Origin of the sequence: Acinetobacter higginsii (assembly GCF_000369525.1) — a bacterium.
Lineage (GTDB): Bacteria > Pseudomonadota > Gammaproteobacteria > Pseudomonadales > Moraxellaceae > Acinetobacter > Acinetobacter higginsii.
The window spans coordinates 100354-115118 of sequence record NZ_KB850076.1 but is presented as its reverse complement, the minus strand read 5'-3'; the positions used below and the strand labels follow the sequence as shown (position 1 = coordinate 115118).

Genomic DNA, 14765 nt, shown 5'->3' with positions numbered 1-14765 from the left:
GTGCTCCACAAATATCAATGTGATGGGATAGATGACTGAGGAAAACTTAATAGCAAATCACGGTAATACTCATACTGTTTTTGGCGTAGCTCAATTTCACGTGGTAAACCTTCAGTAATTGAACTGGTTAAAGTATCGAATTTATCTAAAATAGTGACAATTCGCTTTTGCTCATCAAGGTGAGGAATTGGAACATAAAAAGAAAAGAGTTTACTACTTTCAATAGATGCTACAGATCCGCCTGTTTTCCTAGCTGCCCGCAAAATATCCTCCCCTCTTGATCTAATCATATGTGCAAGGTAACTAGGCATAATATGGTTGTGTGGTATTACAGCTTTCATGTCTTGATTAAGTGCAACAGGTACAGGAATTAGTGCACTTGGCAGTAATTTATCTAAAATACTTGAGCGAACAACTATTGCAATTGAGTTTGCTGGTACTAACTTTGTCGAAGAGTTTTCAATCGCATCTTCGGTAATATAGTCCTGAGCTGAATCAACAATTGGTCGCCCCATATCTTTAGGCGAAACCCATGGGATAGTTCCATTTTCCCAATAATCACTATGGCTTTTAGATGGAGTTCCCCCACCGTACCAAGTACCAACATCTCTCAACGTCATCCATTTAGCCTCTATCCGCCGTCCGCTCTCGTCCGCTCTCGTCCGCTCTCGTCCGCTCTCGTCCGCTCTCGTCCGCTCTCGTCCGCTCTCGTCCGAAGGCGATTGTGCTTCGCTCATATCAAATGTCAATAATTTATCTCTAAAATATTGATATTGTTGATTTCTCAGTTTAAGCTCCGCAGTCAGCTCCGCAGTCATAGCAGTAAATGCATCCAAAATTCGTACAATTTCGGCTTGAATTTCAAGGGATTTTTTAGGATTCTCTGGGCTTGGAATGGGGATTTGAAATTTTCTAAAACCATCCATATCTACAGAGGCAAAACTTGACATCGTTGTATTTTTTTTACACCAATCTGCCAATAAAAAACAATAATAAAAAATAAACTTCATATCAAAAACTTTTACATAGCTATCTTTCAAACTTAAATTGGTAAACCTTTGATTTGCCAAATATGGAACAGTAATTAATGCATGTTCACCAATCGTGGCCGATGTTGAAATTATGATGGAATTGGCAGGAAATAATTTCCCCCCTTTTACAGCACTTTCCGAGATTTTTTGTAATGAGTCTCCAAGGATTTGACCATTCTCGCGGATGTCATCCATCCTAAACCACGGAACAGAACCATTTTCCCAAAATTCTTTTTTTGATGTCGATGGTGTATAGCCATTTTTTAAATGAAATATTTCTGAAACTGCTTTCCATTCAACCTGTGCGCCATCAAGTAGCTTTTGCATAAAATCTGTATTACTCATACCACGTCTTCCCCTTCAATCTCTGCCACTATCGCATCAATCTCTTTACGAAGTTGATCAATTTTAGTCACAGTGGTTTTTAACTCGGCATTAAGCTGAAAAATATCCACCTTTTCACGCGTGTCTTTGGCTTCAACATAGCTACTCACGGACAGATTATAATCGTTGGATTGAATCGCCTCTAAAGGTACAGACTGGGCAAAATGGTCTAAATTGGCCTTGCTGTCAAACACCTGCATGATCTGTTCAATGTGTTCATTTGTCAGAGTATTGGTATTGGTTTCTTTTTTGAATAACCCACCAGCATCTATAAACTGGGTTGTAGTGTCTGTTTTATGTTTGGATAGAACCAGAATGGTGACAGCAATGGTGGTGCCATAAAACAAGTTCGATGCAAGCGAAATGACCGTTTCTACATAGTTATTATCTACCAAATATTGGCGAATTTTCTGCTCAGCACCACCTCGGTAAAAAATACCAGGGAAGCACACAATGGCCGCTCGACCCTTAGCAGATAAATAACTTAAGGTATGAAGCACAAAGGCAAAATCGGCTTTAGATTTGGGAGCAAGTACGCCTGCTGGGGCAAAGCGTTCATCATTGATTAAAGTGGGGTCATCCGAACCAATCCATTTCACCGAATACGGTGGGTTAGACACAATCGCATCAAAAGGTTTGTCATCGCCAAAGTGAGGTTCTCTTAACGTATCGCCTAACTGGATGTTAAACTTGTCGTAGTTAATGTTGTGCAAGAACATATTCATACGCGCAAGGTTGTAGGTCGTATGATTGAGCTCTTGTCCAAAAAAACCGTCTTCTATAATGTGAGCATCAAAATGTTTTTTGGCTTGTAAAAGTAAAGAACCCGAACCACAAGCAGGATCATAAATTTTATTGACGCTGGTTTGTTTGTGCATGGCAAGCTGGGCAATCAACTTTGACACATGCTGCGGAGTAAAAAATTCTCCTCCTGATTTTCCTGCATTGGCTGCATAGTTAGAAATCAGAAACTCGTAAGCATCACCAAACAGGTCGATATGACTGCCTTGAAAATCCCCAAAATGTAACCCTGCTACGCCCTTGAGCACAGCAGCCAAGCGGATATTTTTATCTTTGACAGTATTACCCAAACGGTTACTGGTTGTGTCAAAGTCAGCAAATAGGCCTTTAATGTCCTGCTCCGACGGGTAGCCATTGGCAGAACTTTCTATAGCAGCAAAGATAGCAGCTAAGTCAGTATTCAAACTCTCGTTATTATTCGCATTTTTAGCAATATTGCCGAACAATTGACTTGGGTAGATGAAGTAACCCTTGGTTTTAATCGCATCGTCTTTGATATCTGTAGTAATAACTTGGTCAGAAAGTTCAGCATATTTAATGCTGTCGTCACCGCCTTCGATATAACTGGCAAAATTTTCACTAATAAAACGATAAAATAGCGTACCTAAAACATATTGCTTGAAGTCCCAGCCATCAACTGCGCCACGGACATCGTTGGCTATCTGCCAGATTTGGCGTTGCAGTGCTGCGCGTTGTTGGGTACTGGTCATTTACAAATCCTGTAAAAAAAATAAGAATCAAAGTTAAAACGAATATTAACCTATAAGTTAATATTCAAATACAAGATAAATCAACAATTAGACCTGATTACCCACTCATTCATTTAGCATCAGGCAGATATAAAAAATAAAGGGAGCCGAAGCTCCCAAGTTTATCAATTCTGTAATTCAACCATCTTAATTCACCACCCTCACACTCTGCTGCAACCCCTGCTGAATATCCTGCACAAACCCTTCAGGTGAACCTTGTTGCTCTACCGTCAGGTTCTGCTCTTGTTCAGGAAAGTACTCCTCCAGCACGTCTAACCCTTCTTGTATATCCATCTCAAACCGTGCATTGGCAAAACCTCGTCTGGCAATATGATCCAGTGCCTCCTGATAAAACCCTGCCTGCTTGCTCTGTTCATCAATTTGCTTGGCTTGAGTAATGGCATCATTCAGGCTAATACCCTCTCGTAAAGTTAGATCCACGTAGTACACCGGCTGGCGATAGCTTTGTGTGGTACTTTTCCCTCTTAAAGTGAGTTGCAATGGTAGGCACGACAGTAAGCCTCCTGAAGCTGCACTGTAGTAACTCAAGCGTGCTGCCAAAGTCCGAATACTGTTAAAGCCTGTGGTTCTAAAGATAAATGTTCCAAACTCATCCGAGTCATCCAAATTCACATGCAAACGTCCATAAGGCTTGCAATTCCCTCCTTGAGCCAATGGACATAAATCAGGTGATGGACAGGGATGTTGCTCGACCCCTTGATTGGTTAAACGTTGGCAGGTTTCACCATTACCTACACAAACAGGTCGACCGGTCTGCCGATCGAATAGGCTGTACTCCGCACGTAAGTTTAAATCAGGATCATTAAAGATCATTCTAACTGGAATGGTTCTAAGTTTTTGATTGGGTGCCTGCGCCCGAAGTTGTTCATCTAATGGATGTTTTATCCAGCCACTCTCTTTACTTTGAATCTGGGAAGTAATGGTGAACTGATCATCTTTTTCAGGTAGACGTTTGCCATTCTTTTCTACCATACGGCCAATACTGATACGTCCCAGAGCCGGTGGTGTAATCGCTAAACCTTTAATCATGGTTTGTAACTCCTAATATTTTTTTACTGCTGACCCTTTGTTATGTAAACAAATACAAAACCATTTAAAGATCAGATGAAATGCAAAGACCGCCATTATTAGTCCACCGCTCCTTCGGGAGTCGGTGGATCGGGGTGGTTTTTTGCGCTTTTTGGAAGATTAGAAATATCGATGCGATGAATTCAGTCATCTGTGTAGATCTGAAAACGTCGTGTACCTGTTTTGCTTTGCGGAAACTGCTCAAGCATTTCTGGGTGAAATTTGAGTAAGGCTTTGCTGTCTAAACTGATTGAATCTTTGGATTTCTTCCACGTCACTGAACCACTGACAAAGGTTGCTCGTTCAGCATCCCTCATCAACATCTGAATTTGATGCTTAGTTTCATCAAAATTGTTTTGATGTTTTTCAATGTGATGCTTTTCTTGAATCAGTTGAGCAAACAATTGATTGGCTTGTTCGTTATGACTCAAGTCTTCAACAGTCAACGGAATATGTTGTGGATAGAGCTGCTGTATGGCTTTGGCTGCCGATTCACTGGCATCCACATCAGGTGGTGTATCATTTTCCACACATTCCCAAAAGTAGCGTTCAGCATTGACGATATGCTCAATCACTGATTCCGAGCGTGTCACTTTGAAAATACGAGTTTCATGCCCACAGATCAGTACGCAAATATGTGCTGCTTTTTTACCTGTCACCGCCAATTGATGTTGTACCTGACACAGGACATATAAAGGCACACCATCTCGCCAAAGTTTGGCACCATATTCTCCTGCGGTTTTACATTCTAAAATTTGTACTTCATCACTGCCCACCACGGAGTAATCCAAATTAGCTAGCATGAAATGCTTATCCGCTTCGGGATGTTGCAGTACAGCATTGATACGACGGACTTTGTTGTTGGTGTGCATGCTGTAGTATTCAGCGACCAAAGGTTCAAGTTGCTTGCCCCAATATAAAGGTGCATGTCCTGAACTTTCATCTTCGATGGATTGTTTAACTCGCCCTGTTTTGATCATCCACAGTTCAAGCATCGACATATAGGGATTCAGCCCACATGCGGATGCACAGTCACTACTGCCGATTCCCTTGCGTCTTACTTCAAGCCATTCTGCCTGTGTCATATTTTTGGTATTCACTAGGCGTTTGGCTGTAAACAATTTTGGGGCAATAAAAGGTGTACTTGCTTGTTGAATGGAAGGATTTAATATTGCTGTATTCATGTTGAATTCCTGATTTTTAATTGAGCGTTATGAAGTCGTTTTGATCGAAATGACAAATTTCGGGCATAAAAAAACCACAGCCGAAGCTATGGTTTGATTATTCTTAAAATTTAATATTCCGTTTTAAAATAAGAATATAGGTCTAAATTTCCATGACTGAAAAATGTATTTGTCTCACTATGCAAGCATATTGAGTGCCTGCTCCAATCCTCGTTGTTTGATCGATGCACCAGCACCAAACCAAGCTGAATCGAGACGGTGATCAGTACTCATAGCTCTGCGTTCATGGTCAATAAATTCTGTGATGGAACACAGTAATCCATAGGCTGTTCCTTTGGAAGAGCTCAGCTCTGCACCACGCCCCTGACCGTTAAACATCTCCATCGCTTTACTCATCGATTTGGCATTCGGTTCAGATTTTTCCTTGCTATTGGCTTGGGCTTGCAAGGCTACATCACGGTAGAACTGAATGATGTTGTCCTCCTGATCTAATACGTTGTTCATGGTGTTGTTATTGAATACTGCATCAAAATAAGCAGAGGCTTCCATCTGACTAACCTTACGCTGTGTCAGTTGCTTCATTTCATACATGTGTTCATCCCATGCACGTACTGAAATACCCAATTGCTGTTTGACCTTATCTGCATCAAATTTAGTACTGTGTGGAACTTTGACCACACCTGCACTGCTATTTTGTCCTTTTAAGGCAATGGATAAAGTGTTGTTACAGACCACACGGATCGAGGTAAATTGTGCGGTGGTGGCAAGGGTTCCATCACATGCGGTTGCTAAAAGCATATAGCCATTACTGACATCTTTACCCTTTAACATAGAGGTTTGTCCAGTACGTGCCAATGCCCAGAATTTCTTTCCACCTTTCAATACACCTGCGGTTTCAAGCTCAAAGCCTGATTGCTCAGTGAGGTTGCGATAAAATTCTAAAATCTCTCTGGGTTGAACTTCCTGAAAGCGTTGACTGACGACTGACAGTGGAGCATGGGTATCAGAACGATAAAGGACTCGTTGTTCTTCATAGGGCATGATGATACTTTGCCCTCGTTCATTTTGAGCCATATAACTGACATTGGAGGATTCAATGCGCCAGTCCATGCCTGCTTGTTGTGCCCAGACTTCTATCGGTTGGTTTTGGGTGAGTTGGTTGCCGAGCCCATGCCAAGGGGTTTCTCCGACATACGCCATTTGTTCAATTTGATGTGACATCGTTTTATTCCTTTTAATTTGAAATTGAAATTTGAATCTGTGTTGATACGAATCAATCTTTAGTACAGAAGATGTGTTGGAAACTTTTGGTAGCAGTTATGGCAGAAGCATAAATTTTGCTGTGATGGTGTGCTTGATTCTGTGAATGAATTCAATACACTTCCCAAAACCGTTCCTGCGATTCCACCAATAATTGGTGGTAGATTGAATGTCTTTGCGACTGTTGTTCCTAATACTCCCAATGTGGTTGGGGTAACCAGACTAGATAAGGTTGTATTGGATTGTTGCGTACTTGCTTCAACCAACATCACATTCGTTGAATGGCAAAAGGGACAGCTCAAGCTCATAGCTCTACTCCTTAATTTTGGGCATAAAAAAACCTGCGGGGTGGCAGGCTTTGTTTTCATATATTCATGAATGGCTCGAAAAAGCTTCATGATTCTCATTAGGATGTTATGTATTTGAAATAATTTAGAATGTTATTCAGTCTACTTCGCTATTTGCATTTTTTTGATATTTTTCCGCCAACAGCTTTGCTGTGATTTTATTTAACAAATTTTATATTACCTCCATGCTGTAAAGGAGATAATCATGGCTAATTTATATCAATGTGCAGAATGTTACACAACACTCTATGGCGATGCTTTACCAGAAGGTGAATATTATAATTCTATCGTGAACGGTGAACTATGCTCTTCATGTCAAGCTGAGCAAGATGATGATTTTTATGACGATGATGATTGATATGAAGTTTTCAAACAACAAAGACATTCATCAATTCATTGTTAAACTTTTAAGGCAAGAATCTATCTATTTATCTAAAGGGAAAAAGCATAATTTTTTAATGATTAACAATAGGAAGTTAGCCATTCCATCTACGCCAAGTGATTTTAGAAGCTTTCAACAATTTAAACACGATATAAACCGATTTTTAAGAAGAAATTAACATGCAAACACCATCATTAGTATTTCCCACAGGCGCGGTACTGCTCAGAGAAATCACCAACCATTTTGGCTTAAAGAATCATACAGGTCTAGCAAAGCAAATAGATGAATATACGAATAATATTCACTATCCGCATTATTTTGAAGAGAGCTTTATCAAAGCACTTTTTAGTACCAAATATTTTTCAGCAAAAATTCAAAGTAAAATGATTCATGCATTTAGAAAAGCAATGCAGGAATTTTATGATTTTCAATTACTATTTAGCTTGAATGGTGATGCTCAGCAAAAGACCACAAATGATTTCTTGAATCTGATGATCTCAGTAAAATTTATTCCTATTCTAAAGCAACATTTAGTTTCACTTGGCCTCGTAGCCAAAAACCAAAAATCTCATTTTTTATGTGAACTTTTAAAACAAAGTTTTAACGTAAAAAAACTCGATAAAGAGCTACAAGATCGATTCAGAGTATGGGGAAATTTAGAGGAGTTACCTGATCCGCAAAACTTACACCTTATTGTTAAAAGTCATGTACATTTCACTAATCAAGCAGATGTTCTCTCCGCTCTTTTAACTGCTAGAGCTTTAGATAGTCTTTATAAAAATGGCATAACAGAGAAAGACATTTCAGATCAAGAGTTTGCGCCTTTTTTTCAGCAAATGCTTAACTCAGAAAATGAATCGGCATATATGCATTTGTCATTGAATGAGTTTATTTTTTCATCTTTGTTGAAACTTCCAAAAGAAAATATCATTTTAGATAAATATACAGATAATGCAGAAGGTACTCTATCCCTCCTATATAAGCGTATTCAGAATCAATCCAATCAACTGGAATTTAGTCTCACAAATATCAACTTATTTATGGAGACCATTGATCAATATCCAGAGTTTGAAAGCCTTCGCTTTAGTGGTTATTGGGCTAAGGCTCGTTACTACTTATTTACTGGGAAACTTGAAGATGCAATTCAACCCTATACGAAATGCGTAGAAAGTTGCATTCAATATGATGGACGTAATCTTGAGCAAATTTTAACTGAGGCTTTGACGGCTTGTTCATTACAAAACTCGCCTGACAATCATTCAATCAGAAAATTCGCCAATATCGCCATTCGCTATCATTTACGTTTCTCTAAAGTTGATTTAGATTTCGACAACCTTCCGCAAAAGTTTAAATTGGAAAATGTGTTTGAACCATGGGAACTAAAGGCTTTAAAAACTAAAGTATGTGATATTTTTGATAAACAGTTATTCATTAGAGATGAATGTTCTTTTTTAAATGATCTACCAAATCAAAAGTTTTTGACTTTGAAAAACAAGATAAGAATTGATCTAAGCCAGCCGAATAAGGTCATCAAAATTGATGAACAAAAAACAGTGAAAATGCCTCAACTTTTATATGCTATTCAATTACGTGATGTTAAAACTGTGAAAGCATTACTTGATGCTGGCGCAGATATAAATAAATTAAGTTCTAGCTATGATTCTTCGCTCACGATGTGCTTATATGATCATATTATGGAGTTATCTGATGAACAGCAGCAAATATTAGCTATACTATTAAAGCATACGTTTTTACCTGTAACATTAAATGCAGTCTCAACAAAAATACGTTTAAGCGCATTGCACCTTGCCATTCAACTTGGGGATGTTAATTTAGTAAAAACACTGGTGGATATGGGTACAAATGTCAACTTACTTGCGGATATTGATCACCACACTCCATTACACCTCGCTTTAAAAATGCTTCACTGTGTAAAAAGATCATTTCATTTTGAGGACATGATTCAGCGAACCTTATTACATCCCGAGCAAAGCAAGTACAGCTTATATCAACATTCAGCAGGAAAACTCAAGTTAAATGATGTTTTGAAAAATCTGGATACGCCTACGGGCAGGATGATTGGTAAAGAAGTGTTTGAAGCAATGAAATCCAAAGCATCTGTTGAACAGCTTAACAAAATCGTATTTATCCTACTTAATGCTGGTGCAAATGTGAATCAGCCAGCCAAGTTACCTATTTCAGGCTACACACCATTTATGCTCGCTTTAGAAAGTGATGAGTATGAAATTGCTCAATATATGTTAGAGCAGTGTAAGGCGGATATGAATGGTTCTTATGTTAACCCACGTAATGGTCAGTTGGTCTTTCCGACAGACATTATAAATCACTTTAAATCAACACAGTGCAAACAACTGATTCATTAATAGAACCAACTTATATCACTGTTAAAATCTTACTGTATGTCAGTAAGATTTTTTCTAGATATTTACCGAATAATCCCACATTTCTTTACACACATTTAAAAATTTATTAAATACAGTATCTCACAAGTTGATTATCAAAATAAAATCAGTAAGATAAATCCAAAAATCACCAATGACTTAAGAATTATGACCCAAATTAGAATTGCCGAATTTTGTGAAAAATATGGATTTACCGAACATCAAATTAGACATGCGACTCGCTCAGGTAAACTTGGAAGAATTGAGAAAGGTGTGCTCAATGAAGAAGAAGCATTACAAGTTCTAGAAAGTATCCAACCTAAAAATATTGGTCTAATCACACTGCAAAATGAAATTACTGAATTAAAAAAACAATTACACAATGCACTTGATCTAAAAAACTATTATGAAACTGAGTTAAATAAATTAGGCATATTTCCACCACAAATAGCGAAAATTCCACTTCACCCTGAAACGATAAAAAAATTAAGTGATCAGCCCACTTTTTCTCAAGAGTGGATGAAAGATCAAATACAACAAACGCCTGAATCCGAAAGAATCTTCAAAGCCCGTAAAGTACCAATTCCTCCAGAAGCGTTTACTTCTAGCCTACCTGACAAAGAACAATAGAACTTGATCTGTATTCAATCAAAATGCCTAGCACTGTTGGACATTTGCAACAATCCATATCATCGATCTTTGATTTTAATTTCTTTTTCACTACAGCTTGATTGACTCAGCGAGACCTTAAATTTATCATTCCATTGCTGACCTACATCGTCAGTCGGTTTTAGCAGACCGTTCAGCCAAAGCACACTAAAAAGTTTATCTTTTTGGTGGGCGACCCTGCGTGCCCCCTCTGCGGCGGAACGGGAGGGGGACACCTTCGGGTGTGCTGATCCTTTGGCTATCAGTCTGCTAACCCCTTTTCGTTTCGCCACCATTATTTAGCAGTAATGCGGTGAAACTTCTTTCTAGCCAAAGGAGTCATACCCATGACTAAGCATTTTTTATCTTTATTGTTTTCCCTAAAACGATTTTCAATTTCCTTGTTACCCTAATAGCACCCATAAAATTTTGCTGATTGAACTAATCTAAAAGCGATTTAGCCTTAGAAAGCTTTGTCTCACCCATGATTCAGTGAGTTGAGCAAAATTGATAACACAATAAAAAATTCGGGGAATCGATGAAAATGCTAACTTCGCTTGCACTCATCTCACTAGTCATGATGACAGCAGGCTGTGCCAGTAAAACAGAACGTCAGTTTATCAGTGGTTGTAAAACAGGAGGCATTGATGGCAGTACCTGTTCATGTATCTACGACAAACTTGAAAACAAATATGGTGAGGATGGACTGAAAGAAAATATCTATACCTTACAGCAAACTGAATCTTTCCAGACAGATATGATCAATGTGTCCTATCAGTGCATGAAGGAGTAGCTATGCGAACACTTGCAGGCATTATCTGCGTCATAGCTGTGATTTGTGTACTGGGTCTACCCTTCATTGGTTTCATGATCGTGATGGGAATTTTTATTGCATTGGCAAAATTTGCAACTGGGGGAAAGTAAATGAATTCAAATATTAAAACAGGTCTGATTAGCATCTATCTAGTAATCGGCTTTTTCTTTGCAGTCTATCAACACTTTTGGGGGCAGTATAACTACAAGTCTTTTGCCTACAATATTGGACAGGGCTTTGTTTGGCCTGCGGTGATGTTTCCTGTTGTTGGTAAAATTGTAGGGGGTATTCTGATCCTGTTATTTATCTGGTTCGTTGTTATTCGTCCAAAAATATAAGGGAGTGCAATCATGAAATCTTTACTTTCCACCATTGCCCTGTGTTCCCTATTGATGGCATGTAGTCAAGGTAATCAATCTGCAAAGACTGATACTTCGGGTGAGTCTGCCAGTGCTGTTGCAAAGCATACCAAGCCTGAATCTATTTATGCACCCTATACCGAGGAAGCAGTCAAAGCCAGATTGAATGATATGCGAGCGATTGTTGATTCAGGTCATTTATATTTACCTGCATATGAGAAGGAAGCGCAGTCTTACTTGGATAAGTGGCAGACCTACCCTGATATGCTAAAAGCTATGATGGAGTCTGAGCTTGATCCAACCGATACACAGGAAGTTGCCGATATCCCGCTTGACGAGGAAGAGGCTGCTATTGATGATGTTGCCTCAATCAGTGCCCGTGGTCGTATTACCGCTCAGGAGTCTCAATCTGCATTCAATGTGCCTGGTGCAATAGATTACTTCCTTGAAATCCAATCAACCAATGAACAGCCGTTTACCTTACAAGGTTTAAAGATTAACCGTGGTCGCTGTGGCTTTAGTACAGGTGATTTTTATAGCAAAATGCCTGTGACTTTAAATTATAGCGGTACAGTGAAATATTTACTGAAATGTAAGGGTGATCAAGTCCTTGAAGCTGAAATCATTACAGATCAAGGTAATTTCAATATTACATTTTAATAATATTGAATCGTACATATTGAAAAGCTCGGCAGCTTGCCGAGCTTTTCAATTTCATCTCAGAATAAAAATTCTGAGCTGGTTTAATTCGAGTTATAGCCAAACTTTCTTGTCATTAAAGTATCTTTCCACCAACTTTCTCTACTCAATATGACTTTGTCATCCGTTGTCGATTTAAAAATATCGAGAATTGAATATCTAAAATGGTTTTCAATATGCTCTTTCGAAAGTTGTTTAAGCTGAACATTCCCACCATGTCGACTTTTCACATAATTCTGCCATCGATTTAACAACATATTTTCAGCATATGCAGATCCAACATATTGTTTCCCATTAGATGTATCCGTAATCAAATATACTGCTTTTTGATTTTGCAAAGCTGTCTTCCATGATTCTTTTTCAATAACTCGTGTTAACTCCTGCCATGATATATTTACATTTTCATATCCTGGGAAAATATCATTGTCAAAAATATCGGGAAGAAGTTGATGTACTTCGCATTCATCAATAATTGTATTTGCCCAACGAATTAAGGTTTGAGATGAATTTTTATATTTCACAACTAAGCGACCAAAGAACTTACGGTATTGTTCCAAAGCCTCAAACTCATATCCAACATCATTAAATTTATTAAGATCCTTAGTCACTCTTCCGACATGAACCAATAGCCATAAGTCTTCATTTGGTTTTATTCTGATGAGCCCAATAGTGAACTGGCCTTCTCTATAAGATTTCTTGGAATTATAATTCCAATAGTGCCCTTTAAGAATTTCGTCAATATTCCCATTTTTAAATACTTCAATCGGGTTCCAATTTCCACCAAACATGACATTCAGTCTAATTTTTGTATTATCTAAATCTTGAATTTGCAAAAGATCATTGAGCATGACCTTATGATGAGCCTCAGCTAAAATAGACAGATGCTCTATTGCTTTTAAAACTAGGCCTGAGCGAATAGTATGAGGAAGCGTACCTTCTACAAAACGCTCCATGCGAATGACTGCTGTTAAGAAGGCTAGTGTCGTATTTTTATCAAAATGAAGAATTATGTTCTCATCTATATCGGCATATACCGACAATACTTCCTGATAATTCAAAACCATCTCATTAGCCATAGCTTTAATCAGATTATCTTCAATATCATTTATAGCCAAGTCAGGATGTAACTTTAAATTCTCTAAACTCGGAATAATTTCTAAAAGTGAATGATTTAAGTTCATAAATTTTTATTAAAAATATAGTAAATTTAAACCAATAATTTACAATAAAAATATAGTTTTATCTGTCCAAAAATTAATCTTCATCAATCCTAAACGTCATATTGCGTCGCTCATTAGTATCTAGATTACACAATATAGAGAACACAATACATTAGATGTGTTCTCTATTAAAAATTTAATATTTATAAACCTCTTCGGTTTTTCGAATCGATCACACCTTTACCAAAACTACGCATATTTGACGTATCCTTGACCCTTGGATGTTGTTGCTCTTTTTCAGCATTCACCAGATAAGGGACAACGTAATTCAGAAAATTATTAAGTTTATTTTCATCATGACGATGAATCATACCAATCCCTAATGTCCCCATCGCTTCGTAGATCGCCATATAGTCGGGATGGTTACAGTTAAAAATATAACCATATCCATGAGTAATCTGCTTCCAGCACTTACCTACCCACTCCCCTAACTCATAGCCTTCTTGATGTTTATTGCCATCGTACATAAGCAATAAATGGCAGTGATAGCCTTTGCTTACTCCATGCTCTAATGCCCACGCATAACCATACAAATCACTAAAGCAAGTATCCTGATCTGCGATACGCCGAAGTAAGACCTCTAAGGCTTGGTTAAATGCCTGAATGTTGTATAAGGCTTGATATTCTTTCTTTATAGACAAATCCACCCGAACAACTAACGTTCTCGCATAATGATGAATGAGTGTGGATGCATAATCAAAAAGGCTTTGTTGATTCTTCAATTCACGTTGTTGATGTTCAATTAGTTGCAGTCGGACACAGCATGATAATGACTGGATATAAGTCAAAATATGCCATACAGTCATTTCATCAAAATACTTAATAGATTCATAATCTGCCTGTGGCATTTGGCTCAGTGTGTAATCAACTGTCTTCACAATCTCAATGAATATCAGTACTGTATTGCAATAGAATAAATGAGCGTTATAGATTGGCTTAAATGACTGAACTAATTTTTGTAGGTCTATCATTAGGTTTTGATGATATAGATCATAACTACCCAAGCAAACCTCTTGAATGAAGTGATCTACTCCTGCCAACACTTCTGCTTCATGGTAAAGCTGATCATATAGATTATATTGAAATTGAATATTTTGGCACATTAGGATTCTCTTGAAATATAAGCTTCATATCTTAGAGTGAGATGTAAAATTTTACTGATCATGATTCTAGAGCAAGATGTTGTGATCATCCTGCTCAGCTGAATATGCTCATAGACTTTGAAACATACTATAGGGATAATTTAGAATGTTTTAACTCATTGTAATTTATATATTGTCTATAGCCCATTTGAATATGGGCTATACTGTGTTTAGTGACTTATCATAGTTGCTTTCAACATAAGCTATTGTTTATATTATTAATATATATTACTTATAGATAATAAAATAAGATA

General features: G+C 37.8%; 16 protein-coding genes and 1 pseudogene. 8 read left to right on the top strand and 9 right to left on the bottom strand.

Annotated features, from left to right (window positions below):
- Nucleotides 1-14 precede the first annotated feature (14 nt).
- From F902_RS20940 to F902_RS22260, 6 genes are all read right to left on the bottom strand, one after another.
- Nucleotides 15-1376, bottom strand: a complete 1362-nt coding sequence (locus F902_RS20940) for a restriction endonuclease subunit S (protein ID WP_005206894.1) — start codon at nt 1374-1376, stop codon at nt 15-17.
- On the bottom strand, nt 1373-2926 hold the full coding sequence (locus F902_RS20935) for a type I restriction-modification system subunit M (RefSeq protein WP_005206893.1): 1554 nt from the start codon (nt 2924-2926) through the stop codon (nt 1373-1375). Before F902_RS20935 ends, F902_RS20940 begins: the two co-directional genes overlap by 4 nt.
- Nucleotides 2927-3112: 186 nt before the next feature.
- Nucleotides 3113-4015: a recombination directionality factor gene (locus F902_RS20930; protein WP_005206892.1), complete on the bottom strand. Its 903-nt coding sequence runs from the start codon at nt 4013-4015 to the stop codon at nt 3113-3115.
- A gap of 182 nt (nt 4016-4197) precedes the next feature.
- Nucleotides 4198-5238 carry a YqaJ viral recombinase family nuclease gene (locus F902_RS20925; protein ID WP_005206891.1) on the bottom strand — a complete coding sequence of 347 codons (1041 nt, stop codon included), beginning with the start codon at nt 5236-5238 and terminating at the stop codon, nt 4198-4200.
- Nucleotides 5239-5415: 177 nt separating this feature from the next.
- Nucleotides 5416-6459 (bottom strand): DUF932 domain-containing protein, encoded by a 1044-nt coding sequence (locus F902_RS20920; RefSeq protein ID WP_005206890.1) that lies wholly within the window; start codon nt 6457-6459, stop codon nt 5416-5418.
- A gap of 59 nt (nt 6460-6518) precedes the next feature.
- Complete coding sequence (locus F902_RS22260; RefSeq protein ID WP_081400810.1) at nt 6519-6806, bottom strand: hypothetical protein; 288 nt, start codon at nt 6804-6806, stop codon at nt 6519-6521.
- 244 nt (nt 6807-7050) lie between these two features.
- Here F902_RS22260 and F902_RS22770 point away from each other — a divergent pair, with 244 nt between their 5' ends.
- From F902_RS22770 to F902_RS20880, 8 genes are all read left to right on the top strand, one after another.
- On the top strand, nt 7051-7203 hold the full coding sequence (locus tag F902_RS22770) for a hypothetical protein (protein ID WP_005206888.1): 153 nt from the start codon (nt 7051-7053) through the stop codon (nt 7201-7203).
- The gene (locus tag F902_RS22765; RefSeq protein ID WP_225761790.1) at nt 7187-7405 is read left to right on the top strand and encodes a hypothetical protein; all 219 of its coding nucleotides are present in this window, start codon (nt 7187-7189) and stop codon (nt 7403-7405) included. The genes F902_RS22770 and F902_RS22765 overlap by 17 nt, the downstream gene beginning before the upstream one ends.
- Nucleotide 7406: 1 nt before the next feature.
- Complete coding sequence (locus F902_RS20905; protein ID WP_005206886.1) at nt 7407-9611, top strand: ankyrin repeat domain-containing protein; 2205 nt, start codon at nt 7407-7409, stop codon at nt 9609-9611.
- 186 nt (nt 9612-9797) lie between these two features.
- The gene (locus tag F902_RS20900; RefSeq protein WP_005206884.1) at nt 9798-10259 is read left to right on the top strand and encodes a hypothetical protein; all 462 of its coding nucleotides are present in this window, start codon (nt 9798-9800) and stop codon (nt 10257-10259) included.
- A 556-nt stretch (nt 10260-10815) separates the two neighbouring features.
- Nucleotides 10816-11070, top strand: coding sequence for a hypothetical protein (locus F902_RS20890; protein WP_017402032.1), 255 nt, complete (start codon nt 10816-10818; stop codon nt 11068-11070).
- Between the two features lie 2 nt (nt 11071-11072).
- Complete coding sequence (locus F902_RS23020; protein ID WP_005206880.1) at nt 11073-11201, top strand: hypothetical protein; 129 nt, start codon at nt 11073-11075, stop codon at nt 11199-11201.
- Nucleotides 11202-11429 carry a hypothetical protein gene (locus tag F902_RS20885; protein WP_005206878.1) on the top strand — a complete coding sequence of 76 codons (228 nt, stop codon included), beginning with the start codon at nt 11202-11204 and terminating at the stop codon, nt 11427-11429.
- A 12-nt stretch (nt 11430-11441) separates the two neighbouring features.
- Nucleotides 11442-12110, top strand: coding sequence for a hypothetical protein (locus F902_RS20880; RefSeq protein ID WP_005206876.1), 669 nt, complete (start codon nt 11442-11444; stop codon nt 12108-12110).
- An 83-nt stretch (nt 12111-12193) separates the two neighbouring features.
- Here F902_RS20880 and F902_RS20875 read toward each other — a convergent pair whose 3' ends face one another.
- From F902_RS20875 to F902_RS20870, 3 genes and pseudogenes are all read right to left on the bottom strand, one after another.
- Nucleotides 12194-12997, bottom strand: a complete 804-nt coding sequence (locus F902_RS20875) for a GIY-YIG nuclease family protein (RefSeq protein ID WP_032811740.1) — start codon at nt 12995-12997, stop codon at nt 12194-12196.
- A gap of 33 nt (nt 12998-13030) precedes the next feature.
- A pseudogene (locus F902_RS23080) lies at nt 13031-13213 on the bottom strand (DUF6508 domain-containing protein); the annotation flags it as partial.
- A gap of 299 nt (nt 13214-13512) precedes the next feature.
- Nucleotides 13513-14472, bottom strand: coding sequence for a YagK/YfjJ domain-containing protein (locus F902_RS20870; protein ID WP_005206872.1), 960 nt, complete (start codon nt 14470-14472; stop codon nt 13513-13515).
- Between the last annotated feature and the right edge of the window lie 293 nt (nt 14473-14765).